This window comes from Nostoc sp. NMS7 (assembly GCF_017115085.1).
GTDB lineage: Bacteria > Cyanobacteriota > Cyanobacteriia > Cyanobacteriales > Nostocaceae > Nostoc.
Map to the genome: position 1 here is coordinate 43955 of NZ_JABXKJ010000231.1, position 23937 is coordinate 67891.

A 23937-nucleotide genomic window follows, 5' to 3' on the forward strand; every position below is an offset into this window, starting at 1 on the left:
TTGGTTACTAGATGAAGGTAAGTAGTTTGATGACATACATACGGTAAGTTTATCTTACTAATTCAATGGAATAGCGTAGTTAAAACCACATTTTAATATTGATATTTTTATGTGGTTTGATTGCGTCCGATAAAGTTACAGGGCAATTCGAGAACTTTAGTAAATTTTACTATTGGGTATATTTGAAAACATTTCTCCGTGTGTTGGGGTTAGAAAAATAAGTAAAATCCGTCAAACTAACGTCAAACTAAGAGTTATTGCCGTTGAGCAATACTGATTAATACAGTCATTTAGCAACACCAAAATTTTTATACTCCCTAATATACTTAAATGGAAAAGGGATTACGGTACTTTGCCCTGTGCGGACAAAATCAACATCCATAGTTTCAAGGAGTTGTCTGAATATCAGTTTTGAGTCATCCACCGCCACGATTTTACGAAGATGACAGGCATCTTTGAAAGAGAATTGCACCTTTTCTTTTCGGTCTCCAACAAAGTAATAAGCTTCTTTTTCAGTTTCACCAAAATATTTTATGTTAAGAGAAGCCTCAAATAAATCTTCTTTGCTCTGGTTATCCTGGGGGAACTTCAATCGAATTTGATATTGGTCGAGAAGGTAATCTCTAAAACGAGTAGCCTCACTTGTACTACTGACATCAATATCCTTGTCTCCTACCTTCCTTGTTGTTCCCAAATACTGTGCGATTAAAGACTTAAAATCTCCTTTCGATATAGGTTGGCTACCAATTTTTATAAGTTCCAATGATAATAATTTAAATTTTTCAATATCAAGGTCAGATGGTTCTTGTAAAAATTCTTCAACTATATCAGCTAACTCATTTCCATTTCGCTTGTTTTCGGGAAGTTCAGTTTCGACTTCCCTAAGAATAGCTTCAATTTTAGAAAGGTGAGGAATACTGATTTCATCGGTTATAAATATCTGATTTATCTCACCAGCATCAGAAACAACAAGGCCTTCTAACGTGTTGATTTTATCTCCAGAGCCATCCTCTGTCATGAATTTTCTATATTTCTCAAACTTTTGCCAGTTAAATAATATATCTTGACCATCCATTACTTCTCGATCATTGAAAAGTTATTCAAACTGTTTGATTGCTTCTTTTTGTGTATCTGTCCCAATAAATTTAGTTTTTATAGAGACTTGATTATATCCTTGAGTCGCTTCGTTATATGCGTTTTGAAGTTTAACAAGAGCATCATCTTTAATACGTATAAATGAATCTCCTAAACGAGATTTCAGATACTTAAGATCATAATTGCCAATGTTTGTATAAAGTCCAGCAGTAGCTGAAATACCGACTACCAAAGCTTTTGAGCAAACTCCAGCCAAAAATAATTCGGGTGTACGGCTATTTATATCTCCAATAATCTCTACACATTGATTACGAGCCAGCACATTATGGAATTTATAATCATAAAAAAGAAAGTTTCTTTCCTTAGTTGAAAAATTCTCATGAGATTTACAGATATGCTGCAATTGATATTTTTTGAATATATAATTAGCTTTCTCTCGTAATGATTTAATCTGTTCTCGTAGAGATGGCCAGTTTTTACCTGAAGATTGCTACTTTCGCCATTTTGATTCTTGTAAAAGTACTTCAGGGCATTCGGTTTGCATCAGATGATTATGAATATTTAAGAATAAATCAATAAGATCCACTCGATTTCTTAACCCAGATTGAATAATATTTTTTAGTACAGCTTCTTTGGTAGTATCAAACTCATCAATAAAAATAAGTGATCTATTAATGAACCGCTCAGAGAAGTAATATGATGGTTCAATAAGTGTTGTGTTTTGAGCAACAAACTTATCTATACTAAGAAATAAAATAGTTTTATCGTCTGTAAATACTGCGGGATAAAGTTTTCCAATCCATTGGTAATCTTGATTATTCTTTATAGCTGACAAACGAGCCTTTTTAGTTTTAAAATTTTCTGACAATGTTCTTTTAATAATGTCTCGGAATGCTGGCTCAACATTTTTACGAATATCTGTTTTAATGTTTTCCTTAAAATCACTAGGTAATTGCTCACTTTGGAGCATTTCTATATATTTTTTTAGTTGTAAATATATTTTATTTTTAAATTTATCAGGAATTTCTTGATCAATGTTTAGTAAGTTTTTGATAACAGGGTCGACATTAGAATCAATAAAAAGAACATAGTTTTCAAAATCTTCCTCATTTCCATTGGCGATAAAACGTTTGTTGATCTCGTCAATAGGTAGATTTTTTTTAAGGTTAGTAATAAATAGAATTTTTCTCTTTTGCTTGGCAAATTCCTTGTAATTCAAATGTATAAAGTTTAGAACATTGTATGTTTTACCAAAACCAGTTGGCATACTTAGCAGAAGCAGCCCAGGATTATCTTGTTTACAGTATTGGTTTAATATTTCTTCCATATCCCTGATAACCTCATTAAAGTTGAAAAAAGTTGGACGTAAATGCTACATCTAAATAGTGATCGCCAACTATGACACTAGTTTTAGCGATAAAAGACAGGGGTAAGCAAGCAACTATCTCAGTTAGCCTCTGTTAATGCTCAATCACGTTTAATCTAGTTATGGTTGCACAACAAGCCTTGAATAACCAAAAAGTTTTATGTACGTTATGCTGCGGTGTCTACCGCCAAACCCAAAAATTGATGCCCCGAAATTAGTAGTTTTTTGGAATATTGAACAGTTTATATTTAATTAAAGAGACTATATTCCATAAACCATACGAAAAAGTAGCTATGGCAAGCGGTGAAGTATTTGATACCAAAACAAAATCCCTATCTCTGCCAAAGGTAAACCTGCTGACGATGTTCCGCCTGGGTTTATTTCAAATGGGGTTGAGCATGATGTCCATTTTGACTCTGGGGGTACTCAACAGAGTCATGATTCAAGAAATAGCAATTCCGGCGACGCTGGTATCAATAGTTCTAGCACTGCCCTTATTTGTTGCTCCTTCCCGTGTCTGGTTCGGACAGATTTCCGATGCCAAACCGTTATGGGGATACCACCGCACGGCTTATGTTTGGGTAGGCGCGGCAATATTTGCGATCGCAGCCTTTTTAGCTGTACAAGTAATGTGGCAACTCAATAATGCCGTAAGTAGTGCAGGTGGTTGGGCATGGACAACCCAAACAATCAGCTGGACAGCACTTTTGGCTTTAGTTTTTGCTATATACGGTCTAGGAATTTGTGCTAGCGGTACTGCCTTTGCTGCTTTGTTGGTGGATATATCTGAAGAAGATAACCGTTCCAAAGTGGTAGGTGTAGTTTGGTCGATGCTAATGGTGGGGATTATTGTCGGGGCGATTATTAGTGCCAGTTTGTTGAAGCAATTAACACCAGAAGCAACAACCGCAACTTTGCAGGCGGCGATTAATAGGTTGTTTACTATCGTCCCAGCAATTGTATTTGGTTTAGCGATCGCAGCAACATTAGGCGTAGAAAAAAAATACTCCCAATACTTAAGCCGTTCCACAGTGGTAAACCGGGAAGATAGCATTACTCTGGGCAATGCTTGGAAAATCTTGACAGCTAGTCCACAAACAGGTATATTCTTCACCTTTTTAGTGGTAATGACCATCAGCTTGTTTATGCAAGACCCCATTTTGGAACCTTATGCGGGTCAAGTGTTTAAAATGCCCTTAGCAGAAAGTACCAAACTGAATGTTTTTTACGGAATTGGTATACTGATTGCCTACGGCGTTACTGGCTTTTACATTGTGCCGCGTTTGGGTAAGCGCAAAACTGCACGCTTGGGCTGTATATTGGTGGCATTCTCTGCTGTATTGCTAGGAATATCAGGCTTCACTGCTAATCCAGGCTTTCTGAAGTTAGCTTTGGTATTATTCGGTTTAGCCACCGGTTTCTTAACTACGGCAGCAATTAGCTTGATGTTGGATCTCACAGTTGCCGAAAGCGCAGGTACATTTATTGGCGCATGGGGACTAGCGCAAGCTATGGCTAGGGGAGTGGCGGTAGTGGCAGGCGGTGGCATCTTAGATATTGGACGCAAGCTGCTACCTAGCCTAGAGTTAGCCTATGGACTGGTGTTTGCTCTAGAAGCTGTAGGAATGGTGGTGTCGATATGGTTTCTCAATCGGGTGAATGTAGCGGAATTTCAAACAAGTACAAAGCAAGCGATCGCTTCGGTTTTAGAAAGCGATTTAGACTAAACATGGCACAAATGACCAATAACCAATGACCAATGACAATTAACCAATGAATGATTTTTGGACAACAATTCTTGATTTTGCCCAAACTACCACTACCAGAGTTGGCAAGCAGCTAATGCAAGATTTTGGGCAAGTACAGGCTTCGCAAAAAGCTGATGGGAGTTTGGTGACGCAAGCAGATAAATGGGCAGATCAGGAAATTCGGGATGCGATCGCTTCTAATTTCTCTGGTTACGGCATTTTGAGCGAAGAGAGCGATCAGTCATTTCCCGGTACCGAGTGGTGCTGGGTAATTGATCCTCTCGACGGTACAACCAACTTCACACGCGGCATTCCCATCTGGACAATATCGCTGGGTTTACTGTATCGAGGTACACCGATTTTTGGTTATGTTTATGCACCAACCTTAAATCAAGCTTTTCATGGTTTTTGGGCAGGTTCATCTGGTTTAGCAACACCAACAGGAGCATTTCTCAATCACCACCCCATCCACACTAGTACTGATAGTCCCAGCAATAATCACTTTTTTAACCTCTGTTCCCGTAGCACCGCAGTTATCCAAAATGGTTTTCCCTGCAAAATTCGGATGTTGGGTGTGGCTAGCTATAACTTTTTGACAGTTGCAACGGGAGCAACATTAGGTGGTATTGAAGCGACACCAAAAGTTTGGGATTTAGCGGGGGCTTGGGTAATTGTCCAGGCTGCTGGCGGTGTTTGGCGATCGCTCAAGTCAGAACCGTTTCCGTTGTCATCAGGAGAAGATTATAGCGATCGCTCTTTTCCCACCCTTGTTGTCAGTCGTCCCGAATTAGTTCCGGTATTTCAACCTTTTCTTGAAGACGCAAAAATTTAATTTGCCGCTCTGCTGCCTGAAAACAGTAATTTTGTCACCAGGCTAGTGGAAGGCGGCATATCGATATTAAACTTAATAAAACTCTAATCAAACAAAGAATTGAGTATAAATAAAGCTAGTAATAATCCTGATTTAAGTGCAAGACCAGTGTAGTTAATAATTTAATTACTATTGTAGCTTAGGCTACACTGGTTAATATAGTATAAAGAATTTTATGCTGTCTAATCTAGATTTAATTCGAGAGTTTGTGCAAAACTCTATCCATAAAAAAGAAGTTTTGTTGTCAAATCATTCTTTGACAGCGCAAACAGTCTATAATACCAACCAACTAACAGCGAAATCTGAAGGCGTAATTGCCACCGTTCACCTATCTAACACCCTATCTGAATTCTTGATTTATCCAAAATCATCCCACTGGGAATTGATAAATGAGGCATTAGCAGAATATGGTTATCTCCTCAAGGGAGAAGTAGATAGTCGCGGTTTATATGAGTATCAATACTGCAAAGTTCCCAAAGGCTATGAGATGCACTGTACTAAATCTGTACTTCTATGGCGAGCTTGGTGGAAATATCGCAAGTATACTTTAACACTAGGGATTCCCTTGGAACTTTTGATTAGAACACGAGATTCATGGTATCCAATCCGAGATGTAATTGTTAGTAACGGACTTGTTTATATCAAAACCTTAGGAAGTGAGATATCACTTGATTCAGATGACTTGGTTACTTGGTTAAGTAAAATTGACGGCTGAAAGTGAGTAATTTTTGAAAAATGCTGAGATTTTTTTCGGTTACTTTGAGACTATGACTGTAACTGGTTTTTAATAAACTGTTTCATCTTCTTTCCGCCACGCTGGATCAACAATACAAATAAATATCAGAGGTTCGATGCCAGAGTTAGAAATAAATTGCCGCGTATTAGAAGGAATATACACAGCATCTCCCGGTTGAAGTATTTGGGTTTCATCATCAATGTGCATTTCTCCCGTGCCACTAAGAATATAATAGACTTCTGAGGTAGAGAGCGAGTGGGGTTGAGAGGTTTTTCCTACTGGCAGTGTTGCATGAGCCAAACTATAGCGTAATGACAGAGGTTGCTTATCTGGATGTAGAAGTTCTCGCAGAATGGTGTTATCTCCTGCGATAAATTCTGGACAGTCTTGAAGTTTTTGAACTAGCATGAATCAATTTTTGATTTGAGGTTTTCAATCTCACTATAGAAGTATAAGCCTACTTTCCTGACTTCATTTTCTAATATACAAAGATTACCATACAAAGATTACCAAATATAGGGATGCCTATATTGGGCTGCGTCTACGCTATCTAATCACAAGCATAGCCCAGCCACCAATAATCATTAGTATTCACTTCTGGCAGAGCCGTAATCAGGAGCATTTCTAGCCAAAACGAAAATTTTTAAGGGGGTTTGGGCTGAAGTTGACCAAATAATTATTAATTCATAATTTAAGAATTGTTATGGGGCAACCTCAGTTATTGATAAATTTCACCATCAGGCATAATTGCCCCAGCTAAGTTAGCACCAATTAGTTTAACTAGAAGGCGCTCGCCAGAGCGAATCCGCGCTCCCGTCAAGTCAGCTCCGCGCAAGTCAGTGCCACTGAGATCCGCTCCAATCAAATTAGCACCACGTAAATTTGCCTCCCTGAGATCCGCTAAAAGTAAGTTTGCCCGAAATAAATTTGCTTCAGATAAATTCGCACCTCTGAGGTTGACTTTGTGCATAAAAGTATCACTGAGATTAGCACCACTCAAATTGGCATAACTCAGATTTCTGCCAGATAAGTCTTTATTGCTCAAATTTGCCCGACTGTAGTCTTTGCCACTCAAGTCTGAGTTTTGCTTTGGTGGTTTCTGGGTTGTTTGAGATGGTTTTTCTTCTTGAGGTGGCGGTGAATTAAGTGTAGTTTGATGTTTGATTTTTAAAGAGCGCAACTTTTCACGAGCTTCATTTATGGCTTTGAGCTTGTCTTGTGCTTTCTGCTGTAAACGGAGATTGTCTTTGGGAATGCGATCGGGATGCCAAACAAAAACTAAATCTTTGTAAGCCTGGTTCACTTCCTCAAGTGTTGCCCCAGGCTCTAATTCCAAAACTCTATAGTACCGCTCCAGATCGCTCATACGATATTTTAGTGGACAATCAACTTAATTATCAGTGATGGAGCCATCTATTCGCTGCATCATTTATTATTAGTCATTGGGCATTGGGCATGGGGCACTTGTACTGACTTTGCCTGCCCTGAGCTTGCCGAAGGGTACTGAGCGGCGTCGAAGTAGCGTTGTCGTTGGCGCAGCCTCTCGTAGAGAAGTATGGGGCATTGGAAAGAGGAGGCAGAAGTTCTTTAATTTTGAATTTGGAATGCGTGAATTTGGAATTGATTTCTCCCTCATCTCCCTATTTCCCCATTTCTCCATCGAGCGATCGCTCTCAAATATGCTCCAACTGGAATCTGATAAACTTCAATAAAAATCCAAACAATAATTGCTAAATGTGATAAGAAAGTTAATATTGTCCAAATATATGGCATCCAGGTAATCGGTTCCTTGAGATTAGCAGGAAAATAGTAAGCTACTATGCCAATTAGAGTAGTAGGAAGAATTACAAAAATTGCTGCTGCTAGTCCATAACCCCAACCTAATTCCACACCTTCCAACTGGCCTTCTGTCCAACTAAACCCATTCCAACGCCAACTTAAGGGTGGTTGCCTAGAAGGCATCTTGATTTGCTGTAGTTCTAAGTTGACTGTAAAAATCTCCTGGCAAAAGTCACAAGCCATAGCTTCCATCAATGGCATATGAGAAATCTTACCTATCCGACAGACTGGGCAGGGGTAAACTCCATAATAGTCGAAAGATTGGGCTAAGATTTTGGAACTGAGCATAATGAAACCGATGATCCTAAAAAGTTTATCTGGTCATGAGGACTTGGGTAAGAATAATCTATGGCGATCGTCAATTCTCTGCAATCAGCTTTCGCAAGGTGAGGTGACAAGTCAGGAGAATTATAATTTTAATTTCTCAATCCTGCCTCTTTGAACTTCTGAGGGACAGAAGCCACCATTTAGAGTTCTCTCTGATTACCTTGAGTTGACTGTATTCTATTCATTAAAGAATGGCCATATTCTGAATTTTTAGATTTTTCACTATTGATTTTTAATCATTTACACTACCCATTAGTCATGACACAGCAATATTTGTAAACTTATATAACTATGGTGATATCTAATGACAAACCACTATCTTCGTTTAGGCAAACAAGCAACTACTAACACAAGGCGGAATTCCAAATTCCAAATTCAAATAGGTATACAGCGATAAGGGTTTCCTGGTTACTGAGCTTGCCGTTGGCGTGGTCACTGAGCAGTTCGACAGGTCTTACCCTAAGCTTGCCGAAGGGCTCACTGTGCCACCTTGCCGTTCGCGCAGCGTCTCGTAGAGAAGTGCAGCCTCTGGTAGAGAAGTATTGATTTGGAATCGGTGGTTTATTTACGCCAAACTCTACTAGTCTTGACTTCCACAGTTCTACTGAGTCTATCGCTTTTTTATGGTTTGTGGGGGTCTTGACACCGCCTACTCTTCCTGGTAATGTTAACATAGATAGCTATAATTCTTAAGTTTTCCAGCAAAAGCCCCACAAATGCTTAACACAAATTCCTACTTTTATTTTTGGTTTAAGGTGGTTCACCGGGAGTGAATCGAGTTTCCTAACGGAAACCGCCCGGTGAACCGCAGAGTTGCCTCTGCGGTTTTTGTTTTTTTAAGGAGAATTTCATCGTCATGACTTATTTTAGTAGCTGGTTTTATGGCTTTTACTTTTGGCCCAGAGTAAGTTCCGGGTAAATAGCGTCATGTTGATGAATCAGAACGCGCCCGGAACTCCTCAAAGGTTTCGGGCTTTTTTGTTGTTATTGGGTAGTTAGGAGTTAGCAGTTAAAAGTTAGCAGTTAGCAGTTAGCAGTTAGTAGTTAATGCCCAATGCCCAATGCTCAATGCCCAATAAATGTCTAATACTTAATTTGTTAGGAGAATTAAATCATGATTAATGCCAAACTTGCTGTAAAATCTCATCCGAACCAGCAGACAATTGTTAAACTTTCAGAAAAAGTTGCTTTCGGAGGCGAAGAACTGGTAATTATTGGCGGTCCCTGTACTGTTGAAAGCTTAGAACAAATGGAGATAGTCGCCCAAAAGCTATCTATTGCATCCGTACAGGGGTTGCGTGGCGGTGTCTACAAACCTCGCACATCTCCTTACGCTTTCCAGGGTATGGGAGAGTCAGGATTAGAGATTTTGGCAAGGGTGCGATCGCATTACAATCTGCCAGTTGTCACGGAGGTAATGTCAATTTCCCAAATTGAAATAGTCGCCGCCCACGCTGATATGCTTCAAGTTGGTAGCCGCAATATGCAAAACTTCGACTTGCTCAAAGCTTTGGGACAAGCTGGTAAACCAATACTGCTCAAACGTGGTTTAGCAGCGACAATTGAAGAATTTGTCATGGCTGCTGAATATATCCTCAGCCACGGTAATCCTGATGTGGTGTTGTGCGAAAGAGGTATCCGCAGCTTTGATGATTACACCCGCAACGTCCTGGATTTAGGGGCAGTGGCAGCACTCAAGCAAATCACTCACTTGCCTGTGATTGTAGATCCTTCCCATGCCGTCGGGAAACGAGAGTTGGTAGCACCTGTATCTAGGGCTGCGATCGCTTGCGGTGCAGATGGATTAATTATTGAATGTCATCCAGAGCCAGAAAAATCTGTTTCTGATGCCCGTCAAGCACTTTCCTTAGAAGATATGGTGCATTTAGTTGATAGTTTAAAGCCTGTAGCAACAGCTGTTGGGCGCAATATATCAGAAGCGATCGGGGCAGGTTTCAAACCTGCCCCGATTTTTTGTGCTGCTTAAATCTCAGTTGAGAGTGTAGTTTACCGCCGTAGGTGTTACCCTGAGCCCTTCGACAAGCTCAGGGTAACACCTGCGCCGTACCACTTTGTGGAAGCAAGCTACGCGGAGCGTCTCGTAGAGAAGGGCATCGCTTTTGTTGAATATCTGAGTTAAAAGATTTATTTTGGCATCAGGACAAATAGCGATCGCCTTCTTGACCAAAATAGCAACGGTGGGCAGAGCAACTAAATTCATTTATGGGGGTTAGCAAGAAAGCGAATTTATTCGCCGTCCCTATTTCTCTATTAATTCACTTGCGCTGATTCCCCGTTGAAGTGTATTTTAAAATTTGCCATCAAATTTTTAGATCCTCCCTAGTTCTGTTAAAAAATCAGCTAAGGGTGATCTAAAAAATTAGAAAACAAAACCTATTCTGAGTTGCGATGCCAACTTTTAGTGCAGCCAAGTTACCTTAACTCTAGCAAGCGGGGATAATTACCTTTTAAAAAAGCTAAGGGTGAATTTAGTAACAAGACTAGTCCAGCAATTTCAGAAATTAACTCAATGCTTGAATGGATAACTAATAGTATCAACTATTTTGGCTATTGGGGAATCGCCCTACTAATGTTCCTAGAGAACCTCTTTCCCCCCATTCCTTCAGAATTGATCATGCCACTGGCTGGATTTACAGCAAGTCCATATCAACCAGGAGGGGCAAAGCTGAATATCATTGGTGTGTTTTTTGCAGGACTTTTGGGTTCTGTATTGGGCGCACTTATTTGGTATTATCCGGGTAAGTTTTTAGGCGAAACCCGTTTGAAAGCTTGGGCTGACAAGTATGGCAAATGGCTGGCTATATCGAGTAAAGATATCACCAAAGCCAAAGAGTGGTTTGACCGACAAGGTAGAAAAGCAGTATTAATTGGTCGTCTTGTACCCGGAATCCGCACCTTGATTTCTGTTCCCGCAGGTATCAGCAATATGCCCTTGCTACCATTTTTGTTTTACACAACATTAGGTAGCGCTGCTTGGGTGGGTTTGCTAACATACTCAGGATACGCGCTGGGTAGTCAGTATGAACTTGTGGATAAGTACCTTGCTCCTGTATCCAAAATCGTACTTGGGGGTTTGATTTTGGCATTTGTTTTCTGGATATTCAAGCGCCAGTTAAGACGTACTAGAAGATGAAACACGGCCGCTTTTGGTTTGAAAGGAGTGAAAGCAGGGGTTACATCTGGCCAAAATTCGCCTACACTATGCCAAATAATCCTAGATGTATGTTGGCATCCACCAGATGTATCGCCGGAATTAATTTTTGGCGTATTTCTAGCTACACTTGACGCAACCTAGAATTTCTGGTTGCTCGTATTTTTGTAAGATCAGCATGACAACTTTTTACAGTTAAGTTTGAATTAGGAGCTTTCATGACAGACCAACCTTCCGCAGCTACCCCAATGAATGCCGCCGCTATACCGATGAATAGAGTCTCAGCATCGACTCCCATCAATGCTGTGACTCCTGCCATCCCAGTCGCTGGTGGAAAAACTATTCTCAGTGTTGATTTAGGCAGAACTTCCACAAAAACTTGTGTGAGTCGCGAACCGAACAATGTGGTGTTCGTACCTGCCAACGTCAAGCAGATGTCAATAGAACAAGTACGCGGCGGTGTTTTTGAAGCTAGGGCTACTGACCCCTTAATGGATTTGTGGTTGGAGTATCAAGGAAATGGATATGCTGTTGGTCAACTAGCAGCAGATTTTGGGGCAAATTTAGGAGTCGGCCAATCGAAGGTAGAAGCTGCACTGGTAAAAGTGTTAGCAAGTGCTGGCTACTTCAAACTCAAAAATGATATTTCAGTCGTACTGGGTCTGCCTTTTCTTTCCTTAGAGCAATTTGAAAAGGAAAAAGCACAGTTGATTAGCCAAGTAGGTGGCCCTCATGTATTGAACTTCCGAGGCGAATCTATATCGCTGAACGTCAGCAAAGTATGGGTAATGCCAGAGGGTTACGGCAGCCTACTATGGTCTGAAGCTCAACCGAAGAAAAGCCCTGGCAGTCCCGATTTTACAAAAATATCGGTGGCGATCGTCGATATTGGACATCAAACCGTCGATCTTTTGATGGTGGATAACTTCCGTTTTGCCAGAGGTGCTTCTAAGAGCGAAGACTTCGGGATGAATAAGTTTTATGAATTGGTGTCCGCCGAAATCGAGGGAGCAGATAGTCAATCTCTAGCGCTGATTTCTGCGGTGAATAAACCCAGAGGTGAACGCTATTACCGTCCTAAAGGCGCTAGCAAACCCACCAACCTAGACGATTTTCTTCCCAACCTCACGGAAATGTTTTCTCGTGAAATCTGTAGTCGTGTGCTAGCCTGGTTGCCAGAACGCGTCACTGATGTGATTCTGACTGGAGGCGGTGGTGAGTTCTTCTGGGACGACGTTCAACGTCTGCTCAAAGAAGCAAAGATTAATGCTCATTTAGCAGCACCTTCCCGACAAGCGAATGCTTTGGGGCAGTATATTTATGGAGAGGCACAATTATCCTCAAATCGCGCTGCTAGGGCATAAAGCTGATGTTCCAATGGTCAAAAAAGGTAGTTAAATCCGTCACGTTCAACCCAGAGCATGCTGATGAAACCTTGTTAGCGCAAGTAGAAAGTTATTTGGAAAAACAACCAGACAAGACTTTCAGTGACCTCTGTAAAGAAGCCTTGTGGCAATCTTTATGTGTACCGGAATCTGTACGACCTGCTCCACAAACAGCAGCAATAACACCGATTGAACAACAAATTGGTGAACTGCAACGTCAAGTGGCTGGACTTGAGGAACGTTCTTTTGCCAAGGGATCTAATCGTTTGGAGGCGATGGAACACCATTTACTGCTACTTTCTCAACAAGTTGCACAACTGGCGCTCATAATCAATGATCGATCAACTATTCAGTCTCCATCTCAATTAGAAGTAGTAAATAATACTTCTTATACTGTTGCTACCCCTCCTCAAGAGGTTGACCCCTTAATCAGTCGCCTTAGTCAGTTTCTTGATGATTTTTAAGAAAAAATCAGGTTTGTGAGCAGTTTTTGCTCCTCTCAACAATCCTTAATAGTGAATACTATTAAGGATTATTAATTATATAGAGAATATTGGGATTATTCCGATTTGCGTAGATGGGGCGATCGCACATAATAGTCAATCATCAAGGCAATCCCAGTTGATCTGTTCTGGTATTTTTATTATTTGATGCCATTTGGGTGTTACTCCTTGTGAATTGTTGGGAAAACTAGAACAAGTAAGTAAAACAGCAGATTTTACCCAATAGTAACTGTGAGCAATAACCTAAAAATACCTGATTTTGATGCCAATCTGATAATGCCAGAAGCTGAAAATATCGCTAAGGCTTATGCTCATGCTGGGATGTTTTGGAATGATTCTGTAAAAACAGTTTTATCCGTCTGTTGTAATTCGCCTGAATTATTTCCATATTTAAGAGTATGCAATTCTCGCTCAGATTACATTACTAAGTGGTTAAAAAAGTATTTTGACGGTTATAATAACCGACCCTCGAAGCGAACTAGTAAAAAGATAGGCACTGTTTCCGACGAAATTATTGACACGATTCTTTCAGTTCGTTTACCGACTCTCAACACTGACGACATTAATCACATAAAGGATGCTCATCGTCTTTCCATGTCGGCAGAAAACATCTTAGGTCTTCTTTTAGAAGAATATCTTGCCGAAAAATTATCATTTTATGGTTGGTACTGTGCTTGGGTGGAAACTATAAATAAGGTTGATTTTTGTACCAAGAAAGGTGATCTATTACAAATTAAAAATCGTAGTAATTCTGAAAATAGTTCGAGCAGTAGTGTCTGTAAAGGAACTATCATTCGGAAATGGCATAGAGTCAATGCTCAAAATGGAGCTTACTATTGCAAAGAACTGAATCAATTAATAGAATGCTCTAATTTTTATGAAGAAGACTTTGCTGCCTTTGTTAGACAAACTATCGCTGAAAATCCCGCAGCTTTGTATGTAGAAGATACTAACTATTGGCAACAAATTCAGTAATGAAAGCCCTAAAAATAGTCACCAGGCTGTGAATTTAGTGATTAAATAGTGAAAGCTGTTCAAAGACTGGTATTCCTTTAGGTTTCTCCTCTCTAATTAAACTATGTAAATGGTCACCAATAGCTTTAGCTAAGAGTACAGGTACAGCATTACCTATCTGTCGGTATTTAGAGGCTGTCGAACCATAGAAAATCCATGAGTCTGCAAAGGTTTGAATCCTGGCACACTCTCGAACACTGAGAGAACGCAGTTCCTTTGGATGACACATATCTGTAGCCTTTTGGTAAGGACTTGTGGTGACAGTAGGAGATGGCTTATCCCAACATAACCTTCTGTAAAAGCCTACTTTCCCGCCTCCTGATTTGTAAGCTCCTCCCATTGCTTCTTTTATCAAATCGTTAGGTAAATCTCTCCAGTTTTGACCACTTTTTAAAAGCTTTAAATACTTAAGACGGTTTTTTGAGTAGGAAGTATACTCCGGTTGTGGATCTTCCAAGTTGATTAGGGCATCTTTAAGAGTGCGCCATTGAGGTAATAAAGAGCCATCTTTACTATGAGTAGGCAAAGGGAACGTAGCTGATTCACTATCTCTTGAGCCGATAAAAATTACTCGCGCTCTGTTTTGCGGAACACCGTAATCTGCTGCTTCCATGAGTTTATAAACAACTTGATAACCAAGGCGCTTCATTTCTCCTAAAACAATTTCAAGAGTGCTCCCTTGCATTTCATCTAGTTCCAGAGGAGGATAACCCGTTCCTCGTTCCATGTGAGGTCTATGACGAATGGGAGCTGAGAGCAAACCTTTAACATTCTCCATAACAAAAAAGCGTGGCTGTACTTGTTCAACAATACGTATGAAGTCCATAAACAAGCTGCCACGTGGGTCCATAACTGAACCACGTTTTCCTGCTGTGCTGAAGGGTTGACAAGGGGGACCGCCAGTTACCAAATCTACTTCTCCAATACGTAGGGGTCTACCAAGGTTAATAACATATCCCCCTTCTTCCAAAAGATTTTCAGCCGTGATGTTCTGTATATCTCTTGCCACAGAACTATTTAGGTGAGGTAGGTTCAAAGCTATAGTCTTTGCAGCATCAGGATCTTTTTCAACAATACTTACTACCTGGAAACCTGCCTGTTCTATCCCAATATCTAGTCCACCTGCTCCTGTAAATAAACTGATTGATATTGCTCGATTGTCTATCACTGCTTTTATCCTTACAGCCTTGATCAAATATACGACTTGCTGGAACCCTCAAGTCTGCTCAATGCTAACGATAGATACCTGCAATTCCAATAGTGTAAGCCTTTTGAAACAGTAGATCACGAAGCTACTATTCTCTTTTAAATTTAACACGCGTAGACGGGCTTATCGTTAAATATCGCACCTCTAGAATGCACAAATTTGCTCACTTTTGTGTTGAAGATTATTAGTACATATTATTACTAGATTCTTTTTTTACTTTATACACTGTATGAATGCTAGAATCCTCAAGTAGACAGTTAGGATACCTAGATGCCAGTTGTAGCTAACTCAATCAAGTTTGGTACAGACGGCTGGCGGGGCGTTATTGGTGACGAGTTCACCTTTGAACGTCTAGCCCTGGTCGCACCAGTTGCCGCAAAAGTATTATATGATACATATTTTTCTACGGTGGGTAGCCGGACAATAATTGTCGGTTACGATCGCCGATTCATGGCCGAAGACTTTGCTCGTGCTGTTGCCGATACTGTCACCGCTATTGGATTTGATGTACTTTTGAGTGAGGATTATGCCCCAACCCCAGCTTATAGTTGGGCAGCAAAAGAACTCAATGCTTTAGGGGCGCTGGTAATTACGGCCAGCCATAATCCTGGAGCATATTTAGGATTAAAAGTCAAGGGTTATTTTGGTGGTTCAGTGCCGCCAGAAGTTACAAAAGAGATAGAAGCACAGTTGTCGGTTGGAGTACCACTAGCAGCTACCCCAGGTAAGCAAGAGAAATTCGATCCTTGGCCCAGTTATACCCAAGCACTAGAAGGTAAAGTTGATATTGCCAAACTTCGGCAGGCGATCGCCTCTGGCAAATTGACTTTATTTGCCGATGTCATGCATGGCGCTGCTGCTGGCGGATTGGCGAGACTACTAGGCAATCAGGTCAAAGAAATCAACTCAGAACGCGATCCCCTATTTGGTGGAGGTGCGCCGGAACCCTTGCCTAAATACCTTTCGCGGCTATTTCAAGTCATCAAGACTCACCGAGAAACTGATAAATCAGGTTTAACGGTGGGGTTGGTATTTGATGGAGACTGCGATCGCATTGCAGCAGTGGATGGAGAAGCCAACTTCCTAAGTTCCCAAGTATTAATCCCGATATTAATCGACCACTTAACCCTGCGGCGCGGCTTTACGGGTGAAATAGTCAAAACTGTTAGTGGTTCCGACTTGATGCCCCTTGTAGCAGCACTACATAACCTGCCAGTCTTTGAGACGGCAGTTGGTTATAAATACATCGCTGACAGAATGTTAGTAGCAAAAGTGTTGCTGGGTGGCGAAGAGTCGGGAGGAATTGGTTACGGCAGCCATATTCCCGAACGTGATGCCCTGCTGTCAGCATTATACGTCCTAGAGGCGATTGTAGAATCTGGTTTGGATTTAGGTGAATATTATCGCCAGTTGCAGAAGCAGACAGGGTTTACCTCAGCTTACGATCGCATTGATTTACCCTTAGCAAGTATGGAAGTGCGATCGCGTCTTTTGCAACAACTGCAAAGCCAACCTTTAACAGAAATTGCTGGGAAAGCTGTAATTGATTGCCAGACAATTGACGGCTACAAGTACCGCCTCGCTGATAAAAGCTGGTTAATGATTCGGTTTAGCGGTACTGAGCCAGTTTTACGTCTCTACTGCGAAGCCCCGACAATTGAGCAAGTACATCAAACTCTTGCTTGGGCGAAACAGTGGGCGGAGTAAAATTAATTATTAGTCATTAGTCCTTTGTCCTTTGTCCTTGGTAAATGACCAATGACTAATGACGGATACTTCGACATCGCTCAGTACAAGTGACCAATGACCATGACCAATGACCAATGACCAAATTACTTGTAGTAGCCACAGGAAATCCAGGTAAGTTGCGGGAAATGCAAGCTTACCTGGAAAATTCTGGTTGGGAATTAACCCTCAAACCTGAAGAATTGGAAATTGAAGAGACGGGCAAAACTTTTGCCGCCAACGCTTGTCTGAAAGCGTCACAAATTGCTAAAGCTACAGGAAACTGGGCGATTGCTGATGATTCGGGTTTGCAAGTAGATGCCCTAAATGGCGCACCAGGGGTCTATTCTGCACGTTACGCCACAACCGACTCAGAACGCATTGCTAGGGTATTGAGGGAATTAGGCAACGAGGTAAATCGGCAAGCTCAATTTGTTTGTGCAGTAGCGATCGCTCGTCCTGATGGTGTAATCGTATTAGAATCTGAAGGTATTTGTCGTGGGGAAATTCTCCACGCACCGCGTGGTGATAGTGGTTTCGGCTACGACCCAATTTTTTATATTCAAGAGTTGCAATTAACCTTTGCTCAGATGACACGGGAGTTGAAGGGGTCAATTAGCCATCGAGGTAAGGCTTTTGCTGCTTTACTTCCGCAACTGGAGAGAGTTAAGAGTTTGGAGAGACGCGATTAATCGCGTCTGTACAGGAGTTTGGAGAGACGCGATTAATCGCGTCTGTACAGGAGTTTGGAGTTAGAATTTATCCTAAATCTTCATTCATTATTCCTGACTCACAACTCATAACTTTTAACTCTTAACTCCTAACTTTTTTAAACTGCTTCTGTGTTCTTTTCCCCGGTGCGAATCCGAATCACTTGCTCAACAGGCGAGATGAAAATTTTACCATCGCCGATTTCACCAGTGCGGGCAGCTGCAATAACTTTATCCACCACCATATCAACCTGACTATCGTCAACTACGATTTCCACTTTGAGTTTTTGCAGAAACTCAACGGTGTACTCAGAACCGCGATACCGTTCAGTTTGACCTTTCTGCCGTCCGAACCCCCGAACTTCAGAAACAGTCATGCCAACAATACCAGCGTTAACTAAGGCAATTTTCACCTCATCTAGCTTAAATGGCCGAATAATAGCTTCTACTTTTTTCATCTTCTTGACTCCTGACTTCTACTAGCTTCGTTTATATATCTAACCAGATCCGTTGTCTGAAGCTGTAACTAGCAGTGCTTTTCCTAAAAGATATGTAATAATTACCACTTTTTTTAAAGTCTAGATGCTTTGCTTGAGGGTTTAGGACATGAGAACTAGCCAGGATTTATTAATTGGATAATCTTTGAGGTTTTAACATAAAGAAGTTGCTATCAATTTAGCATTTTATGTAGCTTTTATAACCTAAAAATAGATCAACTCCGCCATTTAGCAGATTTGTTCGGATATTTAGAGAGTGATTACAGACAAATTGCACGGTAGCCTGAAAGCCTGCTGTTGCTGACTCTGGGAGTGTCAACTAACGTTTCTGATGTTCAAACAAGGGACGCACAACGAAATATCCAGCACTAAAGGCAGTCAGCATAATTAACAAAATGGTGATAATTAACCACCAGCCATTGAGTTCCTTGGCATCTGGTTGAGTAGTGGAATAATAACTTACTTGTTGCTCTTCTATAAAAACTGGTTCTGGTATCGGGAAATTTATTTCCATTACAGGTCTAGAAAAGTCTTGGCGGTGGCTTTTTTCGGGTGGGGCTTTGGGGACAACAGGTGGATGTGAACGAGAAACCTGCTGACGTGGAGACGCTTGTCTTACTGGCTGTTTGGCAGCACTTTTAACATCGCCAGAAGCTTGAGGGACTTGGTGATAACTAGGTATAGTATGGGAATTAACAAAATTTTGCAAGTGAGAAAAAGATTCAACGACTTTGGTAATTTCTTGGCGTAATAGTTGATTTTCTTGTGCTAATTGCTGATTTTGGGTGGTGAGTGCATTTAGCCTCGCCTGTGCTGCTTGCAACTCTGTTGACAATTCCCTGTATACAGATAGTGGTATAGAGGGAGGGTAGGCTTGAGTAGTCGGTGTTGGCGAATTCCTGTGAACAGAACCTATGGTTGTTCGCATCGGGGGCTTGGTATTAAATATCAAGGTAATTAGATCGTACAGAGATGCTAACAGAGATAGTCACATCGCTTCTAAGGAGACGTTGCGCCTAGCTTGCTTCCCGAAAGGGATATGTTCCGAATTCAAAATTCAAAATTAACAATCCCCATTAATAAATTTAGAGGCTTGTATCCTTTTATTTTTCGGTTAGCCCTGAAACTATGCCTAAGAATAATAGAAAAATGCCGAAAGGGCAAAGATTTATTATCAAGGATTAGGCATTGGGTACTTGTACTGAGCGAAGTCGTTGGCGCAGCCTCTCGTAGAGAAGTATTGGGCATTTTAATGATTTCTCCTCTACCTCCTCTGCCCCAATTCCCTTGATCACAAAAAGTTAATTTCGTAACAATGGGAAGAAGTGCCCCACAGGGCCTTGCCCTTGTCCAATATCTAGGGCGTAAGTGAGTGCAGTAGTCACATATTCTTTTGCCTGTTGCACAGCCTGCCACAAGTCTTTTCCCTTAGCCAGATTAGCAGCGATCGCAGCCGATAGTGTACAACCAGTACCGTGGGTATTTTTTGTCTCTACTTGCTGGCAAGTCAAAACTTCCAACTTGTCCCCATTAAACCAGATATCAACCCCACGCAAATCTCCCTGCATACCTCCGCCTTTGACTAAAACAGCCTTCGTCCTTAAACTATTGTGAATAATTTCAGCAGCAGCTTGCATATCCTCCAAGGAATTAATTTGTAAACCGCTCAAAATCTCGGCTTCGTAGCGATTCGGCGTGATAATAACCGCCTTGGGAATCAGGGCATGGCACAGAGTCTTCACAGCATCATCATCAATCAATTGTGCTCCTGTACGTGACACCATTACTGGATCAACTACTAGATTATCGATTTGTAAAGCTTCCACCTGCTGGGCAACAGCAAAGATAATTTCCTGATTGAGCAACATTCCCGTTTTGGCAGCTTGTACACCAATATCCTCAACTACTGCCTGAATTTGCGCCACAACAGCCTCTGTTGGCATAGCATCAATCCTCTTCACTCCTAGAGTGTTTTGTGCCGTCACACAAGTTATAGCGCTAGTACCGTGGACACAGTGAAAAGCAAAGGTGCGTAAATCAGCTTGAATTCCTGCACCGCCACCGCTATCTGAACCAGCAATGGTTAAAGCAACAGGTATTCTGAAGTTTATTTCAGTGTTCATATTATAAAGATTAAGTAAGTCGGGGCAATCAAACCAAACTATCTCAAAGATTGATCAACTATGTCTAGCAGACGCTACGCTAAGGGAGAAGTTCGGCTCATCGCGTCTGCTAGACAAGGCATCGCTTCTTTATAAATATTTAGAGAAACTTCATCAAATCCTCGCACAAAGCGCCCTCCATCCCCATATCAGTCTGGAAATTAATAGCACTCAACACGATTTTTACGTGAAAACCTCTTTTATCCTGTAAATATAATAACTAGATTCAGCGTATTTGCTGATAACAAGTACCATTTGTAAAGATTAGTTTTAATACATAAGTCCACAAGGCTCAGTTACACCGCTTACAACAGGTTCAACTAAGTTCTTACATTAGTTCCCTTAATTTAAGGGGTCAACCAACTAAAGTTTCAACCAATTTAACTTTTCCCACTGTAACTTTAAGTCCCCAGTTATTAGCCAAGGGTGCATTTTACCATACCAATTTGGCAATCTCCTGACCTAAGACAACAGATAAAGTTCAGAGGAATTCCTATGCGAAATATGATCACTGTATCGAATATAGCAGATAGGAAAGCTAGCTCGCAAAGAGCAGCGATGTCTACGACGGGCTACGCCTACGCGGTTGCTACAGATAAAGATACGATTCAAATTCAACTCCATCCAGCCTTGTTCATCAGACAATATCTGACGACAAGCCCGGAGGCGAAGTATCTATGCACTAATCGTCCGATCTCACCCTCAACAAAACCCTGACGATTAACAGTATCGATATCCCTGGTTTAACCATCAACGGTTGACAGGAGAAAAAATTTTCAGCTTGACAACAGCCTTTCTACAACCGATGCGATTTCAAGTCGCGTTCGGATAACTGTGACTGTCCTGAAAAGTCCAGACAAATCACCGATTCAAATAACTACTTAGTAACTGAATCAAGTTGCTGAGAGTGTAGTACCAATTCACCTTACACACATTCGGAGTAAATCTATGGCTGGCAACACATACTATGTTTCTGGAACAGGCAATGATAACAATAACGGCTTAAATAAAGGAGCTGCATTTCGCACCTTGGGCACAGCCGTATATCGGATGAAAACAGGCGACACACTCTATGTCATGAACGGAACTTATGACAAAGGATTTACGCTTTTTAACTTTAATGGTTCAGCAAATAACTGGACAACAATAAAAGCTTATCCCGGGGCTACGCCAACGATAAAAACGACCGGAAGTGGCATTAATATATTCAGTTCCTCCTACGTCCGGGTTGAAGGACTTGATCTAGAAGGCAATCGGGAAAACATCACTCTACAATATGCCTTACAACAGAAGGATAATCTCAACAACCCCTTAACTAATTCCAGTGGAATTGAAATTAAAAGCTGGAAAAATGGACAAGGAGTAGGCGGTACTAATTCTCATCACATTGTGATCTCTGGTAACACAGTCCGTAACTTTCCAGGTGGAGGCGTCGGAGCTATGGATTCAGACTACATCACATTTGAAAAAAATATTGTGTCTGGTAACGCTTGGTATTCACCTTATGGTGCTCAGGGATTGGGTCTTAATCGCACTTTTAACCTTGATAACAATACGACTGATTACAAAATGATTATCAAAGACAATATTGTCTACGATAATCAAAGTTTGGTTCCGTGGAGTGTCGCAGGCAAAATCACTGAAGGACATGGGATTATGCTTGATACTACTAATCAGAGTAAAGATGGAACACCTTATCTAGGTAAAACCTTAATTGCGAATAATATAGTCTACAACAATGGCAACTCTGGCATTAACGCTTATGCAGCGAAAAATGTAGATATTGTCAACAATACAGTTTACCAAAATAGTCGGGTTGTCGCTAACACCGGAGAGATTAAAGTCAATTACTCAGAGAATGTTAGAGTCGGGAACAATATCATGTATGCCAGCGACAATCAAGCGGCTAATGTTCTTAACTATTCTACAAATGTCAACTTTGACCACAACCTTGTTTATAACTCGAATGTATTCCAAGCTTCAGATAATTTAAATGCCACAGGGTTGCAGAATATATTGGGTCAAGATCCCCAATTTGTTGATGCAGCCCACGGGAATTTTGCGCTCAAATCTGGAAGTGCTGCCATCGATGCTGGTTCCAATGCCTTCAATAGCATCACTAAGAATATTCCCCAGGATGGCGATGGTAATGGTACCGCAGTGATTGATATTGGTGCATACGAAGCCCCCCGCATCAACCTCACCTTAATCAATGACTTGAACAATAACATTGTCGGTTTTGACAATTCCAACGATGTGATTAATGGTAAAGGGGGTAATGACACCATCGATGGCAATAGTGGTAACGACCAACTATCGGGCGGTACTGGCAATGATCTTCTGATTGGTGGAAAAGGCAATGATACTCTTGTCGGTGGTATGGGTGCTGACTCTTTCGTCTACAACTCCAATGCTCGCTTTACTAGCACTGGTGTGGGTAGTGATACGATCGCTGACTTCAATCACTCTCAAGGTGACAAGATTGTTCTGGATAAGACCACCTTTAGTGCGATTACTTCTGCTGTGGGAAGGGGTTTTAGTAAGTCCAGTGATTTTAAAATCACCAGTTTAGGGGCAGCTAGCAATGCTGTAATTGTCTACAACCCTCTGACTGGGCAGTTACTATACAATCAAAATGGTAGCGCTGCTGGTTTCGGCAGTGGTGGTCAATTTGCACAACTTACTGGTGCCCCCACTCTTACTGCTTCCGACTTCATGATTCAAGCATAGTTGGGTCGGATCAAGTGAGTCCAAGTGTAATCCAAACATGAATCAACTTTCAATTAAATAGATCACAGACATCGGGGCGCAATATATTTGTGCCCCTAAAACTTTGCACATTTAATGGCAAAGTTTTTAGTTTTTAGGAATTATACAGACTGCGATATTCCCCGGGATTAACAAATTTAGCATCACTCCTTCGCCTCAGCTAGTGACACCACCACGTAGTCAAGTAACAGCCATTCCAAAAAACATCTTTCCAATAAAAACCTTGCCTATGAATAATAGACAGTAAATCAGCTTGAATTCATGCACCACCACCACTATCTGAACCAGCAATGGTTACAGTACAGGTATTCTGGAGTTTATTTCAGTGTTTATATTATGAAGATTAAGCAAGTCGGCGCAATCAAACCAAACTATCTCAAAGATTGATCAACTAGTACCGCAAAGCGAAATTCAAAATTCAAACAGGTATACAGCGTCAGCGTTTCATGGTTACGTAGCTCTGGCGTTGGCGCAGCCTCTCCTAGAGAAGTATTCATTTGGAATGGGTGGTTTATTTACGCCGTGTTGTACTAGGCTAAAACCCTCTTCCCTGCTATTTCCTGCCTCACCGCAACGCAGTTGCTCCCCTTATCTAGACGCTACGCCAAGGGAGAAGTTCGGCTTATGGCGTTTAATAGAGAAGGCATCGCTTCTTTAAAAATATTTAGAGAAACTTCATCAAATCCTTGCACAAAGGGCTCTCCATCCCCATATCAGTCTGACAATAACAGGGCTGACTACGTTGTTTAAGTAAAAATTTCCATTTTATTGTAATAATAATAACTAAATTCAGCATATTTGCTGATAACAA

The 23937-nt window shown here is 41.1% G+C and carries 25 protein-coding genes; 12 read left to right on the forward strand and 13 right to left on the reverse strand.

Annotated features, from left to right (window positions below; all coding sequences use genetic code 11):
- Positions 1 to 286 precede the first annotated feature (286 nt).
- The 3 genes from HWQ38_RS29255 to HWQ38_RS29265 all read right to left on the reverse strand — a co-directional run bounded on the left by HWQ38_RS29255 (position 287) and on the right by HWQ38_RS29265 (position 2422).
- A complete protein-coding gene (locus tag HWQ38_RS29255; protein ID WP_292800880.1) occupies positions 287 to 1075 on the reverse strand; it encodes a hypothetical protein in 789 nt (262 codons plus the stop codon).
- A 21-nt stretch (positions 1076 to 1096) separates the two neighbouring features.
- Positions 1097 to 1498 (reverse strand): hypothetical protein, encoded by a 402-nt coding sequence (locus tag HWQ38_RS29260; RefSeq protein WP_292800882.1) that lies wholly within the window; start codon positions 1496 to 1498, stop codon positions 1097 to 1099.
- 87 nt (positions 1499 to 1585) lie between these two features.
- Positions 1586 to 2422 (reverse strand): hypothetical protein, encoded by an 837-nt coding sequence (locus HWQ38_RS29265; RefSeq protein ID WP_292800884.1) that lies wholly within the window; start codon positions 2420 to 2422, stop codon positions 1586 to 1588.
- A gap of 332 nt (positions 2423 to 2754) precedes the next feature.
- Here HWQ38_RS29265 and HWQ38_RS29270 point away from each other — a divergent pair, with 332 nt between their 5' ends.
- From HWQ38_RS29270 to HWQ38_RS29280, 3 genes are all read left to right on the forward strand, one after another.
- Positions 2755 to 4188 carry a BCD family MFS transporter gene (locus HWQ38_RS29270; protein ID WP_292800886.1) on the forward strand — a complete coding sequence of 478 codons (1434 nt, stop codon included), beginning with the start codon at positions 2755 to 2757 and terminating at the stop codon, positions 4186 to 4188.
- A gap of 46 nt (positions 4189 to 4234) precedes the next feature.
- Positions 4235 to 5041 (forward strand): inositol monophosphatase family protein, encoded by an 807-nt coding sequence (locus HWQ38_RS29275; RefSeq protein ID WP_292800888.1) that lies wholly within the window; start codon positions 4235 to 4237, stop codon positions 5039 to 5041.
- A gap of 214 nt (positions 5042 to 5255) precedes the next feature.
- Positions 5256 to 5795, forward strand: a complete 540-nt coding sequence (locus HWQ38_RS29280) for a hypothetical protein (RefSeq protein WP_292800889.1) — start codon at positions 5256 to 5258, stop codon at positions 5793 to 5795.
- Between the two features lie 69 nt (positions 5796 to 5864).
- Here the strand turns inward: HWQ38_RS29280 and HWQ38_RS29285 are convergent, their stop codons facing one another.
- The 5 genes from HWQ38_RS29285 to HWQ38_RS29305 form a co-directional block, all read right to left on the reverse strand.
- Positions 5865 to 6224, reverse strand: a complete 360-nt coding sequence (locus tag HWQ38_RS29285) for a cupin domain-containing protein (protein WP_292800891.1) — start codon at positions 6222 to 6224, stop codon at positions 5865 to 5867.
- 310 nt (positions 6225 to 6534) lie between these two features.
- Entirely contained in the window at positions 6535 to 7182 is a 648-nt protein-coding gene (locus HWQ38_RS29290) for a pentapeptide repeat-containing protein (protein ID WP_292800893.1), read from the reverse strand.
- Positions 7183 to 7251: 69 nt separating this feature from the next.
- Positions 7252 to 7380, reverse strand: a complete 129-nt coding sequence (locus HWQ38_RS29295; RefSeq protein ID WP_292800895.1) for a hypothetical protein — start codon at positions 7378 to 7380, stop codon at positions 7252 to 7254.
- A gap of 68 nt (positions 7381 to 7448) precedes the next feature.
- Positions 7449 to 7943 carry a hypothetical protein gene (locus HWQ38_RS29300; RefSeq protein WP_292800897.1) on the reverse strand — a complete coding sequence of 165 codons (495 nt, stop codon included), beginning with the start codon at positions 7941 to 7943 and terminating at the stop codon, positions 7449 to 7451.
- 383 nt (positions 7944 to 8326) lie between these two features.
- Positions 8327 to 8656, reverse strand: coding sequence for a hypothetical protein (locus HWQ38_RS29305; protein WP_292800899.1), 330 nt, complete (start codon positions 8654 to 8656; stop codon positions 8327 to 8329).
- A gap of 440 nt (positions 8657 to 9096) precedes the next feature.
- Here HWQ38_RS29305 and aroF point away from each other — a divergent pair, with 440 nt between their 5' ends.
- Positions 9097 to 9969 carry a 3-deoxy-7-phosphoheptulonate synthase gene (aroF, locus tag HWQ38_RS29310; protein WP_292800901.1) on the forward strand — a complete coding sequence of 291 codons (873 nt, stop codon included), beginning with the start codon at positions 9097 to 9099 and terminating at the stop codon, positions 9967 to 9969.
- 3 nt (positions 9970 to 9972) lie between these two features.
- Here aroF and HWQ38_RS29315 read toward each other — a convergent pair whose 3' ends face one another.
- Positions 9973 to 10203: a hypothetical protein gene (locus HWQ38_RS29315; protein WP_292800903.1), complete on the reverse strand. Its 231-nt coding sequence runs from the start codon at positions 10201 to 10203 to the stop codon at positions 9973 to 9975.
- Positions 10204 to 10512: 309 nt separating this feature from the next.
- On the opposite strand from HWQ38_RS29315, the gene HWQ38_RS29320 reads away from it, so the two are divergent.
- The 4 genes from HWQ38_RS29320 to HWQ38_RS29335 all read left to right on the forward strand — a co-directional run bounded on the left by HWQ38_RS29320 (position 10513) and on the right by HWQ38_RS29335 (position 14017).
- Entirely contained in the window at positions 10513 to 11136 is a 624-nt protein-coding gene (locus HWQ38_RS29320; protein ID WP_292800905.1) for a DedA family protein, read from the forward strand.
- A 236-nt stretch (positions 11137 to 11372) separates the two neighbouring features.
- A complete protein-coding gene (locus HWQ38_RS29325) occupies positions 11373 to 12518 on the forward strand; it encodes a ParM/StbA family protein (protein WP_292800907.1) in 1146 nt (381 codons plus the stop codon).
- A 5-nt stretch (positions 12519 to 12523) separates the two neighbouring features.
- Entirely contained in the window at positions 12524 to 13003 is a 480-nt protein-coding gene (locus HWQ38_RS29330) for a plasmid segregation centromere-binding protein ParR (RefSeq protein WP_292800909.1), read from the forward strand.
- Between the two features lie 270 nt (positions 13004 to 13273).
- Complete coding sequence (locus HWQ38_RS29335) at positions 13274 to 14017, forward strand: SinI family restriction endonuclease (RefSeq protein WP_292800911.1); 744 nt, start codon at positions 13274 to 13276, stop codon at positions 14015 to 14017.
- A 34-nt stretch (positions 14018 to 14051) separates the two neighbouring features.
- On the opposite strand, the gene HWQ38_RS29340 is transcribed toward HWQ38_RS29335, so the two are convergent.
- Positions 14052 to 15224, reverse strand: coding sequence for a DNA cytosine methyltransferase (locus HWQ38_RS29340; protein ID WP_292800913.1), 1173 nt, complete (start codon positions 15222 to 15224; stop codon positions 14052 to 14054).
- 309 nt (positions 15225 to 15533) lie between these two features.
- Here HWQ38_RS29340 and HWQ38_RS29345 point away from each other — a divergent pair, with 309 nt between their 5' ends.
- Positions 15534 to 16970, forward strand: coding sequence for a phosphoglucomutase/phosphomannomutase family protein (locus HWQ38_RS29345; RefSeq protein WP_292800915.1), 1437 nt, complete (start codon positions 15534 to 15536; stop codon positions 16968 to 16970).
- A gap of 116 nt (positions 16971 to 17086) precedes the next feature.
- On the forward strand, positions 17087 to 17680 hold the full coding sequence (gene rdgB, locus HWQ38_RS29350) for an RdgB/HAM1 family non-canonical purine NTP pyrophosphatase (RefSeq protein ID WP_292800917.1): 594 nt from the start codon (positions 17087 to 17089) through the stop codon (positions 17678 to 17680).
- A gap of 137 nt (positions 17681 to 17817) precedes the next feature.
- Here rdgB and HWQ38_RS29355 read toward each other — a convergent pair whose 3' ends face one another.
- From HWQ38_RS29355 to thiD, 3 genes are all read right to left on the reverse strand, one after another.
- A complete protein-coding gene (locus tag HWQ38_RS29355; protein WP_292800919.1) occupies positions 17818 to 18156 on the reverse strand; it encodes a P-II family nitrogen regulator in 339 nt (112 codons plus the stop codon).
- 358 nt (positions 18157 to 18514) lie between these two features.
- Entirely contained in the window at positions 18515 to 19123 is a 609-nt protein-coding gene (locus tag HWQ38_RS29360; RefSeq protein WP_292800921.1) for a hypothetical protein, read from the reverse strand.
- Between the two features lie 373 nt (positions 19124 to 19496).
- Complete coding sequence (gene thiD / locus HWQ38_RS29365; protein WP_292800922.1) at positions 19497 to 20318, reverse strand: bifunctional hydroxymethylpyrimidine kinase/phosphomethylpyrimidine kinase; 822 nt, start codon at positions 20316 to 20318, stop codon at positions 19497 to 19499.
- 534 nt (positions 20319 to 20852) lie between these two features.
- Here thiD and HWQ38_RS29370 point away from each other — a divergent pair.
- Together HWQ38_RS29370 and HWQ38_RS29375 are read left to right on the forward strand one after the other, a co-directional pair.
- Complete coding sequence (locus HWQ38_RS29370; protein ID WP_292800924.1) at positions 20853 to 21074, forward strand: hypothetical protein; 222 nt, start codon at positions 20853 to 20855, stop codon at positions 21072 to 21074.
- A gap of 231 nt (positions 21075 to 21305) precedes the next feature.
- Entirely contained in the window at positions 21306 to 23087 is a 1782-nt protein-coding gene (locus tag HWQ38_RS29375) for a choice-of-anchor Q domain-containing protein (protein ID WP_292800926.1), read from the forward strand.
- The last annotated feature ends 850 nt before the right edge of the window (positions 23088 to 23937 follow it).